13 protein-coding genes are annotated in these 13,591 nt (G+C 65.4%); 4 read left to right on the forward strand and 9 right to left on the reverse strand.

The window, feature by feature from the left end:
- The gene (locus tag ACO06P_RS00830) at positions 1–1,665 is read right to left on the reverse strand and encodes an FAD-dependent oxidoreductase (protein ID WP_420348119.1); all 1,665 of its coding nucleotides are present in this window, start codon (positions 1,663–1,665) and stop codon (positions 1–3) included.
- A gap of 23 nt (positions 1,666–1,688) precedes the next feature.
- Positions 1,689–2,645, reverse strand: a complete 957-nt coding sequence (locus tag ACO06P_RS00835) for an MBL fold metallo-hydrolase (protein WP_420348120.1) — start codon at positions 2,643–2,645, stop codon at positions 1,689–1,691.
- 381 nt (positions 2,646–3,026) lie between these two features.
- Here ACO06P_RS00835 and ACO06P_RS00840 point away from each other — a divergent pair, with 381 nt between their 5' ends.
- The 4 genes from ACO06P_RS00840 to ACO06P_RS00855 all read left to right on the forward strand — a co-directional run bounded on the left by ACO06P_RS00840 (position 3,027) and on the right by ACO06P_RS00855 (position 6,597).
- Positions 3,027–4,016, forward strand: a complete 990-nt coding sequence (locus ACO06P_RS00840; protein WP_420348121.1) for a TRAP transporter substrate-binding protein — start codon at positions 3,027–3,029, stop codon at positions 4,014–4,016.
- Positions 4,017–4,019: 3 nt separating this feature from the next.
- A complete protein-coding gene (locus ACO06P_RS00845) occupies positions 4,020–4,580 on the forward strand; it encodes a TRAP transporter small permease (RefSeq protein ID WP_420348122.1) in 561 nt (186 codons plus the stop codon).
- Between the two features lie 19 nt (positions 4,581–4,599).
- Positions 4,600–5,901: a TRAP transporter large permease gene (locus ACO06P_RS00850; protein WP_420348123.1), complete on the forward strand. Its 1,302-nt coding sequence runs from the start codon at positions 4,600–4,602 to the stop codon at positions 5,899–5,901.
- A gap of 84 nt (positions 5,902–5,985) precedes the next feature.
- On the forward strand, positions 5,986–6,597 hold the full coding sequence (locus ACO06P_RS00855; protein ID WP_420348124.1) for a LysE family translocator: 612 nt from the start codon (positions 5,986–5,988) through the stop codon (positions 6,595–6,597).
- 33 nt (positions 6,598–6,630) lie between these two features.
- Here ACO06P_RS00855 and ACO06P_RS00860 read toward each other — a convergent pair whose 3' ends face one another.
- From ACO06P_RS00860 to ACO06P_RS00890, 7 genes are all read right to left on the reverse strand, one after another.
- Positions 6,631–7,122 (reverse strand): MarR family winged helix-turn-helix transcriptional regulator, encoded by a 492-nt coding sequence (locus ACO06P_RS00860; RefSeq protein WP_420348125.1) that lies wholly within the window; start codon positions 7,120–7,122, stop codon positions 6,631–6,633.
- 1 nt (position 7,123) lies between these two features.
- Positions 7,124–8,446 (reverse strand): TRAP transporter large permease, encoded by a 1,323-nt coding sequence (locus ACO06P_RS00865; RefSeq protein ID WP_420348126.1) that lies wholly within the window; start codon positions 8,444–8,446, stop codon positions 7,124–7,126.
- Positions 8,443–8,991, reverse strand: coding sequence for a TRAP transporter small permease (locus ACO06P_RS00870; RefSeq protein ID WP_420348127.1), 549 nt, complete (start codon positions 8,989–8,991; stop codon positions 8,443–8,445). The genes ACO06P_RS00865 and ACO06P_RS00870 overlap by 4 nt, the downstream gene beginning before the upstream one ends.
- Before the next feature lie 3 nt (positions 8,992–8,994).
- Complete coding sequence (locus ACO06P_RS00875; RefSeq protein ID WP_420348128.1) at positions 8,995–10,245, reverse strand: flavin-dependent oxidoreductase; 1,251 nt, start codon at positions 10,243–10,245, stop codon at positions 8,995–8,997.
- Positions 10,246–10,476: 231 nt separating this feature from the next.
- On the reverse strand, positions 10,477–11,526 hold the full coding sequence (locus tag ACO06P_RS00880) for a TRAP transporter substrate-binding protein (protein WP_420348129.1): 1,050 nt from the start codon (positions 11,524–11,526) through the stop codon (positions 10,477–10,479).
- A 109-nt stretch (positions 11,527–11,635) separates the two neighbouring features.
- Positions 11,636–12,640, reverse strand: coding sequence for an NAD-dependent epimerase/dehydratase family protein (locus ACO06P_RS00885; RefSeq protein ID WP_420348130.1), 1,005 nt, complete (start codon positions 12,638–12,640; stop codon positions 11,636–11,638).
- A gap of 48 nt (positions 12,641–12,688) precedes the next feature.
- Positions 12,689–13,591 (reverse strand): LysR substrate-binding domain-containing protein, encoded by a 903-nt coding sequence (locus tag ACO06P_RS00890; RefSeq protein WP_420348131.1) that lies wholly within the window; start codon positions 13,589–13,591, stop codon positions 12,689–12,691.

Consider the following 13,591-nt stretch of genomic DNA (forward strand, 5'->3'; position numbering starts at 1 on the left):
TCACGGAAGAGCAAGAGACTTGGCCATGGCCGCGCTGACAGCCTCTGCTTGGAGCGCGGGCCAACGCCCGGCCAGGTGCTGGTCCGGGCGGACCAGATAGAAGCTGCCGGGCCCGGCGCCGTAACGTTCGGCGAAAAGACCCTCGCTGTCTACCCAGGCGGTCTCGCGGTCCCCTGCGGCGGCATCGGGGGAGCGGATGGTCAGCACCGGAAGCTTCGGCTCGGCCTCCGCGAGCCGCGCGACGTGGTCTTCATTTTCAGGTGCAGCACCCGCCCCGCGATAATGCAGGCCGAAGAAACCGCCTGACAGGAGTTGCAGCAGCCAGGTTCTCTCGTTGCCGCGGGTCAGCGGAGCATCGGCACAGGGCGCGCCGACGGGAAGGCCCGGCTGCGCCGCTTCGGGCATCGTGAGGAGTGCCGACCCGGCCAGGGTTGCCGGCCGCGAAAGACGCCCGGAGTTCACCAGTTGCCGGGCGAAGGGATAGTCCGCCGCAAGCTCCAGGGTGGCGTCGCGAAAAGCCTGGCTGATCGCGTTCTTCGGCGTGATGAAGTCGGTGCTGCGGGTGGAATTCAGGATGTTCTCGTCGGCAGCGGGTATGCGCTCCGCATCGTAGCTGTCCAGCAGCCGTTCCGCTGCCTCGCCCTTCAAGACGGCGGCCAGCTTCCAGCAGAGGTTGTCGCTGTCCTGCAGGCCGCCGTTGCCGCCGCGGGCCCCGAAGGGCGAAACCTGGTGGGCGGAGTCGCCGATGAAGAAAATGCGGCCGTGGCGAAACCGTTCCAGCCGTCGGCACTGGAAGGTGTAGACGGAGACCCAGTCGATCTCGAAATCGACGTCCTCGCCCAGCATGGCCTTCAGACGCGGCATCACGCGCTCCGGACGCTTCTCCTCTTCCGGATCGGCGTCCCAGCCGAGCTGCAGGTCAATCCGCCAGACGTTGTCCGGCTGGCGGTGCAGCAACGCCGACTGGCCGGGGTGAAAGGGCGGGTCGAACCAGAACCAGCGTTCGCTGGGAAAATCGGCCTTCATGACCACGTCGCAGATCAGGAAGCGGTCGCGAAAGACCTGGCCGCTGAAGTCGAGGTCCAAGGTCCTGCGGACCGTGCTTCTGGCCCCATCGGCCGCCAGCAGGTAGTCGCAGGTCAGTTTGTAGGCGCCATCGGGTGTGTCGATTTCCAGCGCCGCTCCGCTTTCACCCGGGTCCACGGCGACGACGCGGTTCTTCCAGCGCAGGTCGACCAAGCCCGTCTCCCTGGCTCGCTCGACCAGCCATTCCTCGGCGTAGTACTGCTGCAGATTGATAAATGCAGGCCAGCGGTGGCCACCTTCGGGCAACAGATCGAAGTCATAGATCATGCTGCCGCGCCAGAAGACCTTGCCCTTGTTCCAGGTCACGCCCTTGGCCTGAAGCTGCGAGCCGAGGCCGAGCCGGTCGAGGATTTCCAGGCTGCGCTTGGCAAAGCAGATGGCGCGGGAGCCGAAGCTGACGGTGTCGTCGTCGTCCAGGACGACCGTGGCGATGCCCTGCTGGGCGAGATCGACCGCCGCCGCGAGGCCAACGAGGCCGGCCCCGACGATGACCACCGGGTGGTGGGCGGCGTCCGCGCCTGAGTCCTGATCGGCACTGCGGCGATAGGGGTAGCGCGGGTTTTGATAGGTCTTGGGCATGCCCGGCGGCGTTCTGACTGCGGCTAGCCCTGTTCCAGGGCGCGCCACATCTCCACGTCGCGCTCTGCAGTCCAGATCCTGGGGTCGGCGATCCCGGACGCCTCGTCGTAGGCCCGCGCGACGTCGAAGGGCATGCAGTGCTCGAAGATCACCCAGCCGCCGAACCTGGGCTCGAGCCGCTCGAAGGTCTCGCCGTAGATGTCCTTCAGCGGCTTGCCCTCCGCCACGCCCTTGGCGACCGATTGGTACATCTCGGTCAGGAAGGCCTGGGTGCCGGCGATGCTCTCCTCCACGGCTTCAGGGGTCTTCAGGGCCGCTCCGCGCCCGGGCACCAGTTTCTCCGCCCCGAGCTCACGCAGGCGACCCAGCGTCTCAGGCCAGTCCTTCAGATAGGCGTCGCCGGTGTAGGGCGTGGCGCCGAACTCCACCAGGTCGCCGGCGAAGAGCACCTTTTCCTTTGGCAGCCAGACCACGGTGTCGCCCTTGGTGTGGCCGCGGCCGAGCTGCAGGATCTGCACCTCGCGCTGGCCCAGATGGAGGGTGAGGGACTTCTCGAAGATCACGTTCGGCCAGGTGAGGCCGGGCACCGTCTCCACCGACTGGAAGAGCCGTGGAAAGCGCCCGACTTCGGACTCGTAGTCCTGCTGGCCACGCTCGACGATCAGGTCGTGGGTGTCACGGCTGGCAATGATCTGGCGGGCGCCGTAAGCCGAGGCGCCGAGTACGCGCACGGCGTGATAGTGACTCAGCACGACGTAGTCGATGGGCTTGTCGGTCACTTCGCGGATGCGGTCGATCACGCCCTGGGCCATGACGGGCGTCGCCTGGGTGTCAACCACCATGACCGAGTCATCGCCGACGATGATGCCTGAGTTGGGGTCGCCCTCCGCCGTGTAGGCATAGAGCCCCTCGGCCAGCTCTTCGAAGGTGATTGTCTTTCCGTCCAGGTCGCCCTGGGATGCGAAGGCCTTACCCGCCATCCTGCCGTCCTCTCCTAACTGTTCGCCGAGGGTCCGCTTCTCGGCGTCGCCCAGTGTGTTTACCCTGCGTGCTTGCACCGTTTGTGCGCAAATTTCTGTCCCAAGATGTAACCGTCAAGTCCTTCGGGAGCGCAAGCGTCAGCCGAAGTGCCGGCAAGCTGCACTACTCCCGGTAATCGCTACCGGTGCCCCTATTGACCGTCGAACGCGGCATGCGATCTAATGCAGGGAGTATCGCAAAAGGCGAAAGACGGCGCGACCCACCTCTTGCGGCCGGAGATCAGCCGGCCAATCCCGGATCACGCGCCGCAGTCTGCGGCAAGCCGCGCCCGGCCCTGCCGGCAATGAGAGGGGGTAGCGATGACACTGTTGAGAACCTGTATGTCCGCTTTGCTGGGGGCTGTGGTGGCCGTCGGCGCCGGAATCTCCGCCGCCCAGGCGGCCGAGGAGTGGCGGATGGCGCACAAGATGCCGCCCGACAGCCCGGAAGGAAAAGTCTTCCAGCGCTTTGCCGATCTGACCGAGGAGTACAGCGGCGGCAAGCTGAAAATCAAAATGTACCCGAACGAGCAGCTCGGCAAGACCAACGCGGTGATGGAGCAGCTCAAGCTGGGCACCGTGCATCTCTATGCCGAGGGCTCCACCTACATGAAGAAGTGGGTGCCCGAAATCACCTGGATCAGTGCCGCGTTTCTCTTCGACGACCGCGATCACTGGGTGCGGTTCATGAACAGCGACATGGCCAAGGGCTGGTTCGAGGAAGCCTCGAAGCAGGCCGGTGTCGGCGTGCTGGGCGATCCCACGGCCATCATTCGCGGGCCCTACCGAGTGATGGTGGCGAATGAGGACGTGCGCAGCTACGAGGATATGAAGGGCCTGAAGCTGCGCATGCATCCCAACAAGACGGCGATTGCCACCTGGACCCATCTGGGGGCGGAGGTGAAGACCCTCGCCTGGACCGACGTCTATCAGGCCATCGACAAGAAGATCGTCGGCGCGGTGAACAGCCCCATCGCCCTCGTCGAGTCCATGCGGTTCTACGAGGTGGCGCCCCACGTGGTCCGTCATGACGAGTACTACCAATCGATTGGTTTCATGACCAACCAGGCGGCTTACGACAAGCTCGCCCCGGAGCTGCAGGATGCCGTCAACCGCGCTTACGTCGATGCCGGTGCCTACAGCCACGACATCATGGGGACGGCAGCGGAGGAGTCGATCGCCCGCATGAAAGAACAGGGCGTGACCTTCGTGAACATCGACCGTACGCCCTTCGTCGAATCCATGGCGCAGTTCTATCAGGACCTGGAATCCCAAGGCGAACTGCCCGAGGGCTTCCTGGCGATGGTCGAGGCGACACGGGCGCCGCAGTAAGCGGTGTCGGGGGGAAAACACCTTGAAGGCGGGCCGCTGGCGCGGCTCGCCTTTCAGTTGGACGTATGGCTGGAGAGGCTCGGCCAGGTCTTTCTGGTGATCGCCAACCTCTGTCTCCTGCTGATGCTGATTGGCACGGCAGCGACCATTCTGCTGCGTCCGCTCAATCTCTCGTTCTATTGGATCTGGCCCTGGACGATGCAGTTCTTCGTCTGGATGTCGTTTTTCGGCTTCTATGCGGTCTACCGTTTCCGCAAGGACATTGCCGTCGACTTCGTGGTGCTGCGCCTGGGGGGCGGCGCAATGCGCGGCACGCGCTATTTCGTCGCCCTGGTGGTGATGACGGTGACGGGCGTGATCCTGCTGCAGATGCCCACCATCATCGCATCCCAGGTCGGGGTGATCGATGCCGTGGTGACGCCCTGGGGCGAACTGGAGCGCTACACCCTCTCGATCCCGCTGGGCATCTCCTGTTTTCTGATCTTCGTGAACGCCCTGCTGGACTTCGTGAAGGCTTGGTTGGACTGGCCGGAGCCGCACACGCTCCCCGCCGTGGACAGCTAGGAACAGGTCGGGGGAAACCATGGCCGCGGTCCTCTTCATCGCTTTCATTGCGCTGATCCTGCTGCGGGTGCCGGTGTCCATGGCCATCGGCGCGGCGGTTCTGCTGGCCTTCGCGACCTCGGAGTTCTCCGATGCGCTCTACATCGTTCCGCAGCAGATTCTGGAAGGGGTGAACAAACCCTCCCTTGCGGCGGTGCCCTTCTTCATCATGGCCGGCAACCTGATGAACGTGGTCGGCATGACCGACCGCATCTTCAACTTCGCCAACGCCCTGGTGGGGCACTTCAAGGCCGGACTGGCACAGGTCAATGTGCTGTCGTCGATGATCTTCGCAGGGGTTTCGGGCGCTGCCGTGGCGGACTGTGCAGGCCTCGGCACCATCGAGATCAAGGCGATGAAGGAGCGCGGCTACAAGGCGGAGTTCGCCGCGGCGGTTACGGTCTGCTCGGCCGTCGTCGGGCCGATCATCCCACCCTCCATCGGCCTCGTCGTCTATGCCTTCCTGGCCCAGCAGTCCATCGAGCGCATGTTCCTGGCCGGCGTCATTCCGGGTCTGATCGTCGGTCTCTCGCTCATGACCTTCAACCGCATCCTGGCCATTCGCCACAACTTCCCAACGCAGGAGAGAGCCGGCCACCGGGAGGTGCTGAGCACCGGTATCGACGGTGTGCTGGCGCTGGTCGCACCGGGGATCATTCTGGGTTCGATCCTCGGCGGCATCGTCACCGCGACCGAAGCCGGGGTGCTGGCCTGTCTCTATTGCCTGGTGCTCGGCGTCGTCTATCGCTCCCTGACCTGGGCGCGGCTGTGGAAGGCGCTCACCGACACCATGCTCATGACCTCCGTCATCATGATCATCATCGGCTTCTCCATCGCCATGGGCTGGCTGTTGGCCATCGAGCAGGTGCCGCAGAAGCTGGGGGACGCCATCTTCGCGCTCACCGAAAGCCGCGCCGTTTTCCTGGCGCTGATGATCGTCTTCGTCCTGCTCATCGGCTGTGTGGTCGAGGGCGTGCCGGCGAAGCTCATGCTGGTTCCCATGCTGCTGCCGGTGATCGACAGCTTCGGTGTCGACCGCGTCCACTTCGGGATCGTCCTGCAGTTGGCACTGCTTATCGGCATCGCCACGCCGCCCATGGGAATCGGCCTCTACATCATGGTGGAGGTGGGGAAGGTACCCTTCGAGAAGGTTACCATGGCAGTCATACCCTTCCTGGTCCCGCTGATCGTGGTGCTGATCCTCATCACCTACGTGCCGGCCCTGACTCTCTGGCTGCCGGATCTGGTGCTTGGCCCGGACACGGCGGTCATCTTCAACTGACGTGCTTCCGTTGGCCGACTTGAAAAGCCGCCTGATCTCTGGTCTCCTGTGCCTTCACGCTGCCTGCCGCTGAAGGGATCTCCGATGTCCGCCGAATACCTGCTGACCTCCATCGTGGTCATTCTGCTGCCGGGGACCGGCGTGATCTACACCCTGGCCTATGGACTGAGCAAAGGCTGGCAGGCCAGTATCCTGGCGGCTTTCGGCTGCACCCTGGGCATTCTGCCGCATATCGCGGCCAGCATCGCGGGGCTGGCGGCCCTCCTGCACACCTCCGCCCTGGCGTTCCAGATCGTGAAGTATCTCGGCGTCGCCTATCTGCTGTATATGGCCTGGGGCATTCTGCGGGAAGGAGGCAGCCTGGAGGTTTCGGAGCGCAGTGCGTCGGTTTCCGGCATCAAGGTCATCGTCAACGGCTTCCTGCTCAACATTCTGAACCCGAAACTGTCGCTCTTCTTCCTGGCCTTTCTGCCCCAGTTCGTCCCCGCGGCAGCGCCCAACGCCACCGCCTCCATGCTGGTGCTGGCGGCCACCTTCATGGCGCTGACCTTCATCGTTTTCGTCGGCTACGGTGCTTTCGCCTCGGCGACCCGCCGCTACGTGATCTCAAAGCCCAGGGTCATGCTGTGGCTGAGGCGCGGCTTTGCCGGCGCCTTCGGCCTGCTCGGCCTGCGCCTGGCTCTCGCCGAGCGCTGAGCCTTACAAACCCTGAGGCCGCAGCCGCGCGGGTCAGCGCCGGGCGCGACGGCCTTCGGGTTCTGTGTATCCGCTCAAAGCATCGCGCTCCGTAAGCTGACGGACGACCTCCAGAAGCGCGCGGCGCTGCGCGCCACTGAGCCCGGCGAAGAGCTTGTCCTCGGCCAGGTCGATCTGGGGGCGGATGGTCTTGAACCAGGTTTCGCCTTTGGCCGAGAGTCGGTAGCCGATCGACCGGCCGTCGCCGGTCTTGCGCTCCCGCAGCAGGACGCCGTCGCGGATCAGCGGCTTCAGCGACGTCGTCATGACCGAGGGGGCGGAGGCCATGGCGGCGCAGATGTCTTTATGGGTGACCCCGGGGTTCAGCATCACCAGTTCCAGAGTCATGAACTGCAGCGGGGTGATGGCCTGGTCGGCGAAGACCTCGGAGAAGACCTGCTGCCCGCGCAGGAAGGCATGGCGGAACAGGTGCCCGCCCAGGCCGTTCAACAGGCCGTAGTCCAGGTGTTGCGGTGGGCGCGTCATTTCAGAACATCGCCCGCATGAGCCACAGCGTGATCCCGGGAAAGGCGGCCAGGATCACAATACGCAGGATATCGCTCAGCACGAAGGGCGCCACCCCGCGATAGGTGACGCTCAAAGGAATATCGCGCGCCAGGGAATGAATAATGAAGAGATTCAGGCCCACGGGGGGTGTGATCAGGCCGACTTCCACCACCATCAGCGCGAGGATGCCGAACCAGATGGCCGTTTCCTCCGGCGTCAGGCCGAAGTCCAGGGCCATGACGATGGGGAAGAAGATCGGGATGGTGAGCAGGATCATGGAGAGCGAGTCCATGACGCAGCCGAAGACCAGGTAGCAGGCCAGGATCAGGGTCAGCACAACCCAGGGCGAGAGCCCGGACGCCGTGACCCAGTCGGCGGCGGCCTGGGGCGTCTGGGTGAGGGCAAGAAAGGTGTTCAGCGCCTGCGCGCCCAGCACGATGAAAAAGATCATGGCCGTTGCGGAGGCAGCGCCCAGGACGCAGTCGACGAAATCGCGGTGGCTGAGGCGTCCGACCGCCAGGGCATAGGCGCCGGTGGCCACGGCGCCGATGGCCGCCGCTTCGGTCGGGGTGAACCAGCCGAGATAGATGCCGCCGATGACGAGGGCGAAGATGAAGACCACCGGCCAGATGGCGGCCAGGGCGCGGAAGCGCTCCCGATACGGCACGCGGGGGGCGGTCTGGGCGGCCTCCGGTCTTACCCGGGCGTAGATGGCGACCGTGGCCATGTAGCCCAGCGCCGCCAGGATGCCGGGGATCAGGGCAGCGACGAACATCTTGATGATGTTCTGCTCGGTCAGGATGGCATAGATCACCAGGATAACCGAGGGCGGGATCAGGATGCCCAGCGTGCCGCCGGCCGCCAGCACGCCGGTGGAGAGCGCATCGGAAAAGCGCAGTCGCCGCATTTCCGGCAGGGCGACCTGACCCATCGTGGCGGCGGTGGCCAGGGAGGAGCCGCAGACCGCGCCGAAACCGCCGCAGGCCCCGACGGCGGCCATGGCGACACCGCCACGGCGGTGGCCCAGCCAGTCGGCAGCGGCGCGGAACAGGCTCTCCGACATGCCGGACTTGGCCGCGAACTGACCCATCAGCAGAAAAAGCGGCACGATGGAGAGCGAATAGCTGGAGAAGGTGTCGTAGGTCAGCGACTTCATCTGGGCCAGAACCGGCACTGGCGTTCCTGTCACGATCCAGGTACCGGCGAGGCCGGTCAGCAGCATGGCCGCGCCGATGGGCATGCGCAGGAAGATCAGGCCCAGCATCACCGCAAAGGCGAGGGCGGAGAGGGCAAGGCCGCTCATCGCGTCTCCTGCCTGCGGATCGCCTCATTGAGGCTGCGCCAGACGGTGTAGAGGCAGACAAGCGCGAAGAAGACCGCACCGGGAAAGGCTGCCGCGTAGGCGTAGCCGAGCTTGAAGCCCAGGATCATGGTCGTTTCGCCGTAGGAGAACTTGTCGAGCATGCCGAACCAGAGCCGCCAGGCGATCAGCCCGGCGGCTGCGGTAAGGGCGATATTGCCGATCATCGCCAGCGAGGCCTGGGCCCGTACCGGCAGGCGGGAGATGAAGATATCTACGGTGACATGGCCGCGGCGGTACTGACACCAGGGCAGAAAGGCAAAGACAGCGACGGCGCAGCCCGCCTCCACCAGCTCGAAATCGCCGGGGACAGGCCCCAACCCGGCAAAGGAAAAGCCGCGCCCGATGATCGAGACCACGGTCATCAGCGCGATGCCGGTCAGAACCACGCCGCCGGCCAGAGCCAGGACGCGGCAGACCGCGCCGAGTGCGCGCCCGATGCGGGCTTCCAGTTGGGGAGCGACCCCCGCTGCCTCCGGGCTGGTCACGGATCAGACGGCGACGATCGACGGGCGGGCGTTCAGCGTTTCCACATCGAAGCCGGCGATGTGCTTGTAGGCTTTCGCGGTGCGGTCCAGCTCTTCATGGCTGAGTACGTCCTCAATCTTCTCGAATCCCCCTGGTGCCCGCTCCTCGACGATGTCGAGGACCCTGTCCGGCCCGTCGCCGCGGTTGGCCGTGACGATCTTTGCCGTGGCCGGGCGGCGCTCCTCATCGTAGGCGGAGAGCGCCTCCGCCGAAAGCCCTCTCTGGATCAGTTCACGTGTGAGCACCCGTGCATCGATGATGGCCTGGGTCGCTCCGTTGGAGCCGATGGGATACATGGCATGGGCCGCGTCGCCCAGCAGGGTCATGCGGCCATGGGTCCAGCGGGGCAGAGGATCGCGGTCGACCATGGGGTACTCGTAGACGCTTTCGGCCTGGCGGATGATCGCCGGGACGTCCAGCCAGTCGAAGTGCCAGTCGGCAAAGCGCGGCAGGAAGTCCTCCAGTGCGCCCTTGCGGTTCCAGTCCTCCCGCTTCCAGAGGGTGTCCGGCGGCATCGCCAGATCGGCGATCCAGTTGATGACGGCGTCCTCTCCCTCCTCGGAAAGGGGATAGCAGACAAACTTGCGTGCCTTGCAGCCGGCCATGGCCATGGCAGCGCCGCCGAGGAAGCGCGGGCCGCGGGTGACGCCACGCCACATCATGATGCCGCCCCAGACCGGCAGGCCTTCGTCGGGATAGAGCTTTGCCCGGGCCGTCGAGTGGATACCGTCGGCCGCGACGAAGAGGCTGCCGCGCTCGGTTCCAAGAGACCTGCCGGTCTCCCGCTCGGAAAGGTCGACCTCCACGCCCTCGGCCGTCTCCCGCCAGCCCTCGACGGCCGTGCCGCTGCGGACCGCCTCCGGTCCCAGTCGCGCCCGGGCCGTCTCCAGCAGCATCATCTGCAGCTTGCCGCGATGAATGGAGAACTGCGGCCAGTCGTAGCCGGCGCTCTGGCCCCGCGGCTCCTTCCAGATCAGCCTGCCGCCGGTGGAGAAATAGGCCACCTCGCGGGTCCGCAGCGCGATCCGGTCGAGATCCTCCAGCAGGCCGAGTTCGGTCAGCTCGCGCACCGCATGGGGTTGCAGGTTGATGCCGACGCCCAGCGGCTTCAGTTCCTTCACCGCTTCGAAGACCCGTACGGGAATGCCTGCCTGATGGAGGCTGAGCGCCAGGGTGAGGCCGCCGATGCCGGCCCCGGAAACAAGAACGGTCATGACTAAGTCTCCTCACGTGAGTGCTGGCAGCCTGTTGCCGCACCACGACCTTCAGGGCCCTATTCCAAAGCGCAGCGGCGGAGACCGGTGCAGCATGCTTCGAGACGGGCCTTTCGGCCCTCCTCAGCATGAGGTCGTGCCTTGAGATCCAAGACCAACCTCATCCTGAGGTGCGGAGCGGAGCGAAGCCTCGAAGGATACGCCATGGCGCTGTGACGAAGCGCCTCGGCCTCACTCTTCGCCGGCGTACTTGGAGATCAGCGCCTTGGCATCGGCCACCATGGCCGCGCCGTCGTAGCCCTGGCCATTCATCTCCGCGATCCAGGCCTCGGCCAGGGGCGCGGCGGCGGCCTTCCAGCGCTCGACCTCCTCGGGTGCGAGCTTGCGGATCGCGTTGCCTGCCGCCTCGGCGGCCTTGATGCCCGGCGCGTCGCCTTCGTCCATGACCCGGCCGACCCAGGCCGAGGTTTCGCGGCCCGAGTTCGCGTCGATGATCGCCCGCAGGTCGTCCGGCAGTCCGTCGTAGCGGGCCTTGTTCATCACGAAGACGAAGAAGGCGGTGTAGAAGCCGCGCGCGGAGTCGAAGTCGGTGTGGCTGTTGACCAGTTCCGCCACCTTCAGCGGCGTGGTGACCTCCCAGGGAATGACGGTTCCGTCGATGACGCCCTTGGAAAGCGCCTCCGGCATCGCCGGCACCGGCATGCCCACCGGCGTGGCGCCGAGGGCGGAGAGCAAGGCATTCACCTGGCGGGTCGGGCCACGCAGCTTCAGGCCGTTCATGTCCTCCAGCCTGGAGACGCCGTCGCCCTTCACGTGCAGCAGGCCGGGGCTGTGGACGTGGACCGCGAGGACCTGCACGGCGGAGAACTCCGGCTTCAGATACTTCTCAAAGAAGTCCCAGGCCGCCTTGCTGGTGTTCTCGGCCGAGGCGGGCATGAACGGCAGTTCGAAGGCCTCGGTGCCGGGAAACCGGCCGGAGGTGTAGCCGGGCAGGGTCCAGACGATGTCGACCACGCCGTCCTTGGCCTGATCGAAAAGGGCCGGCGGTTTGCCGCCCAGCTGCATGGCGGGATAGACCTCCACCTTGATGCGGCCGCCGGACTCCGCCTCGACCTTCTCAGCCCAAGGGGTAATGAAGTTTTTCGGCACGGGTGCCGGCGCCGGCAAGAAGTGGTGAACCCTCAGGGTCACCTCCTGCGCTGTGGCCGGGCCAGGCACGACCGCGCTGAACAGAGCAGTCAGGGCCAAGGCCGCGACGGCAAGGGTGGTCAATCGCTTCATCGGTTCCTCCCAGTCTGGGCGACCGCTGGTTCGGTCGCTTGGTGTCCGGTCCGCCGCAGCGGCCAAGATTGTTTATGTCATAAACGAATATCGCAGGATGCGCTTCGGTTCAACCCTGCCGTCGTTTGTCCTCCTCGACCGGATAGGGACCTTGGTCGAAGGTCTCGGCATGGTATCCCTTGGACCCGACCAGCCGGGCGAGGGGGCTGCGCGGGTCCTGCCCGGAGCGCAGCAACGCGATGGCCCGGGCGAAGTCGTACCGCGGACGCCATCCAAGGTCCCGGCGCGCGCGCGCGTTCACGTAGACCCGGTCGATCGCATCCGGGAGCCGCCAGCCAAGCTGATCGTAGACTGTTCCAGCTTCTGGATGGAGGCGTCCGATCACCGCGGCCGCTTCGCCGCGCAGCGGCGCAAGGTCGCGCTGCGCGAAAGGCGAGGTTGCCGAGATAATGTAGCGGCCGAAGCCGATTTCCGGCGCACGCCGCGCCGCCGCCAGATGGGCGTCGACTATGTCCGCCAGGTCGGCGCGGCGATAGAGAAGCTCGTTGGTCTTGATGTTTTCATCCGCATAGGCGTCGCGGACCGCCGCACTGTCGTCTTCTTCCGGAAAGAAGCGCGACGTCCGCAGCGCGAGACAGGCCAGACCCTGGTTGCGGTGAAAGAGCTGACAGAGATCCTCCGCCGCAGCCTTGGTCGCGCCGTAAATGTTCTTGGGTTGGGGAACGACGTCTTCGGTGATCCAGGCCGCGGGCTCACCCGGCCCCGGTACCAGCGCGTCTCCGAAGACGCTGGTCGTGCTGGTGAAGATGAAGGCCTCCACGCCGACCTCCACGGCTTCCTCGAGCAGGTTCAGGGTGCCGGTGATGTTGGTGTCGACAAAGTCCTGCCGGCTGTGGGTGACGACATGGGGTTTGTGCAGTGTGGCGGTATGGAAGACCACGTCCGCACGAGCCATGCTTTGGCGGACGGCCTCGCGGTCGGTGACGGAGGCCACCCGGTCCGTGAAGGGTGATGGCAGGATGTCGAGGCCCAGAACGTTGTGCCCTGCGCCTCTGAGCGTGCGGACAAGGGCTTCGCCCAGATGGCCGCTGCTGCCGGTGACCAGGGCCTTCATCGACTGTTACGCTTGTTCAACACCCAATCCATGACCCCAATCCGTCGACTACGCGAGTTCGCCCTCCAGCCAGGACAGCAGCGCTTTCATTTCGGGCCGCAGCTGGCGTTTGTGGTGGCGGTAGACCGCGATTTCCTCGCCCCGTACCACAGATTGATCGAAAGGCCTGATCAATTGGCCGGACTCCAGCAGCTTACCCACGGCGCGCCGCCAGCCAAGCCCGATTCCATGGCCTTCCACCGCCGCCTGAATCATGACCGGATAGCTGTCGAAAACGCTGCCGTCGTGACCGACGCGCTGGTTGGCCCCAACCGCCTGCAGCCAGTCGTCCCACTCGATCCAGTCCTGCGGGTCGACAGAGTGGTGGAGCAGTCGTTGTGCCGCAAGATCAGACAGCGATAGCGGTGTGTCCTCGTCTTTCAGGTAGCTCGGACTGCAGACCGGGAAGACCTCGTCGGCTGCCGTGAAGACCAGCCGGTGCGGGCCGCAAGCCCTCTCGGCGGTCTGAATGGCGACGTCGAAATCGTCGTCCGACAGCGCGACCGGCCGCGTCGAGGCGGTGATCCGGACGTCGATCCTCGGATGCTGCTGATGAAAGGCGGAGATGTGGGGCATCAGCCAGTAGAAAGCATAGCAGAGCTCGGCGAAGAGAACGACCTCGCCATCGCGCCGCTTGCCGCGCAGTTCGCCGGCACCGGCGGCCATGCTCTCCAGGCTTTCCGAGACGATGCGGCTGAAGTCCTGGCCGGCCTGGGTCAGGAACACGGCCCGATGCCGGCGCTCGAAGAGCTTCACGCCGAGATCCTCCTCCAGCGCGCGGATCTGCCGGCTGACCGCCGCCTGGGTCAGGTGCAGTTCCTCCGCGGCGCGGGTGAAGCTCTCCAGTCTGGCCGCCGCTTCGAAGGGGAGAAGACTGGTCAGAGGGGGCAGTGCCTTGCCGAGCTTATTCAT

Source organism: Pelagibius sp. (genome assembly GCF_965227505.1).
Lineage (GTDB): Bacteria > Pseudomonadota > Alphaproteobacteria > Kiloniellales > Kiloniellaceae > Pelagibius.

Bases quoted from the DNA above. Each gene is read 5' to 3' on its own strand.
- ACO06P_RS00855 (WP_420348124.1), top strand. From the start codon at position 5,986: ATGTCCGCCGAATACCTGCTGACCTCCATCGTGGTCATTCTGCTGCCG.
- ACO06P_RS00860 (WP_420348125.1), bottom strand. From the start codon at position 7,122: ATGACGCGCCCACCGCAACACCTGGACTACGGCCTGTTGAACGGCCTG.
- ACO06P_RS00880 (WP_420348129.1), bottom strand. From the start codon at position 11,526: ATGAAGCGATTGACCACCCTTGCCGTCGCGGCCTTGGCCCTGACTGCT.
- ACO06P_RS00835 (WP_420348120.1), bottom strand. From the start codon at position 2,645: ATGGCGGGTAAGGCCTTCGCATCCCAGGGCGACCTGGACGGAAAGACA.
- ACO06P_RS00865 (WP_420348126.1), bottom strand. From the start codon at position 8,446: ATGAGCGGCCTTGCCCTCTCCGCCCTCGCCTTTGCGGTGATGCTGGGC.
- ACO06P_RS00830 (WP_420348119.1), bottom strand. From the start codon at position 1,665: ATGCCCAAGACCTATCAAAACCCGCGCTACCCCTATCGCCGCAGTGCC.
- ACO06P_RS00890 (WP_420348131.1), bottom strand. From the start codon at position 13,591: ATGAATAAGCTCGGCAAGGCACTGCCCCCTCTGACCAGTCTTCTCCCC.
- ACO06P_RS00840 (WP_420348121.1), top strand. From the start codon at position 3,027: ATGTCCGCTTTGCTGGGGGCTGTGGTGGCCGTCGGCGCCGGAATCTCC.
- ACO06P_RS00875 (WP_420348128.1), bottom strand. From the start codon at position 10,245: ATGACCGTTCTTGTTTCCGGGGCCGGCATCGGCGGCCTCACCCTGGCG.
- ACO06P_RS00885 (WP_420348130.1), bottom strand. From the start codon at position 12,640: ATGAAGGCCCTGGTCACCGGCAGCAGCGGCCATCTGGGCGAAGCCCTT.
- ACO06P_RS00850 (WP_420348123.1), top strand. From the start codon at position 4,600: ATGGCCGCGGTCCTCTTCATCGCTTTCATTGCGCTGATCCTGCTGCGG.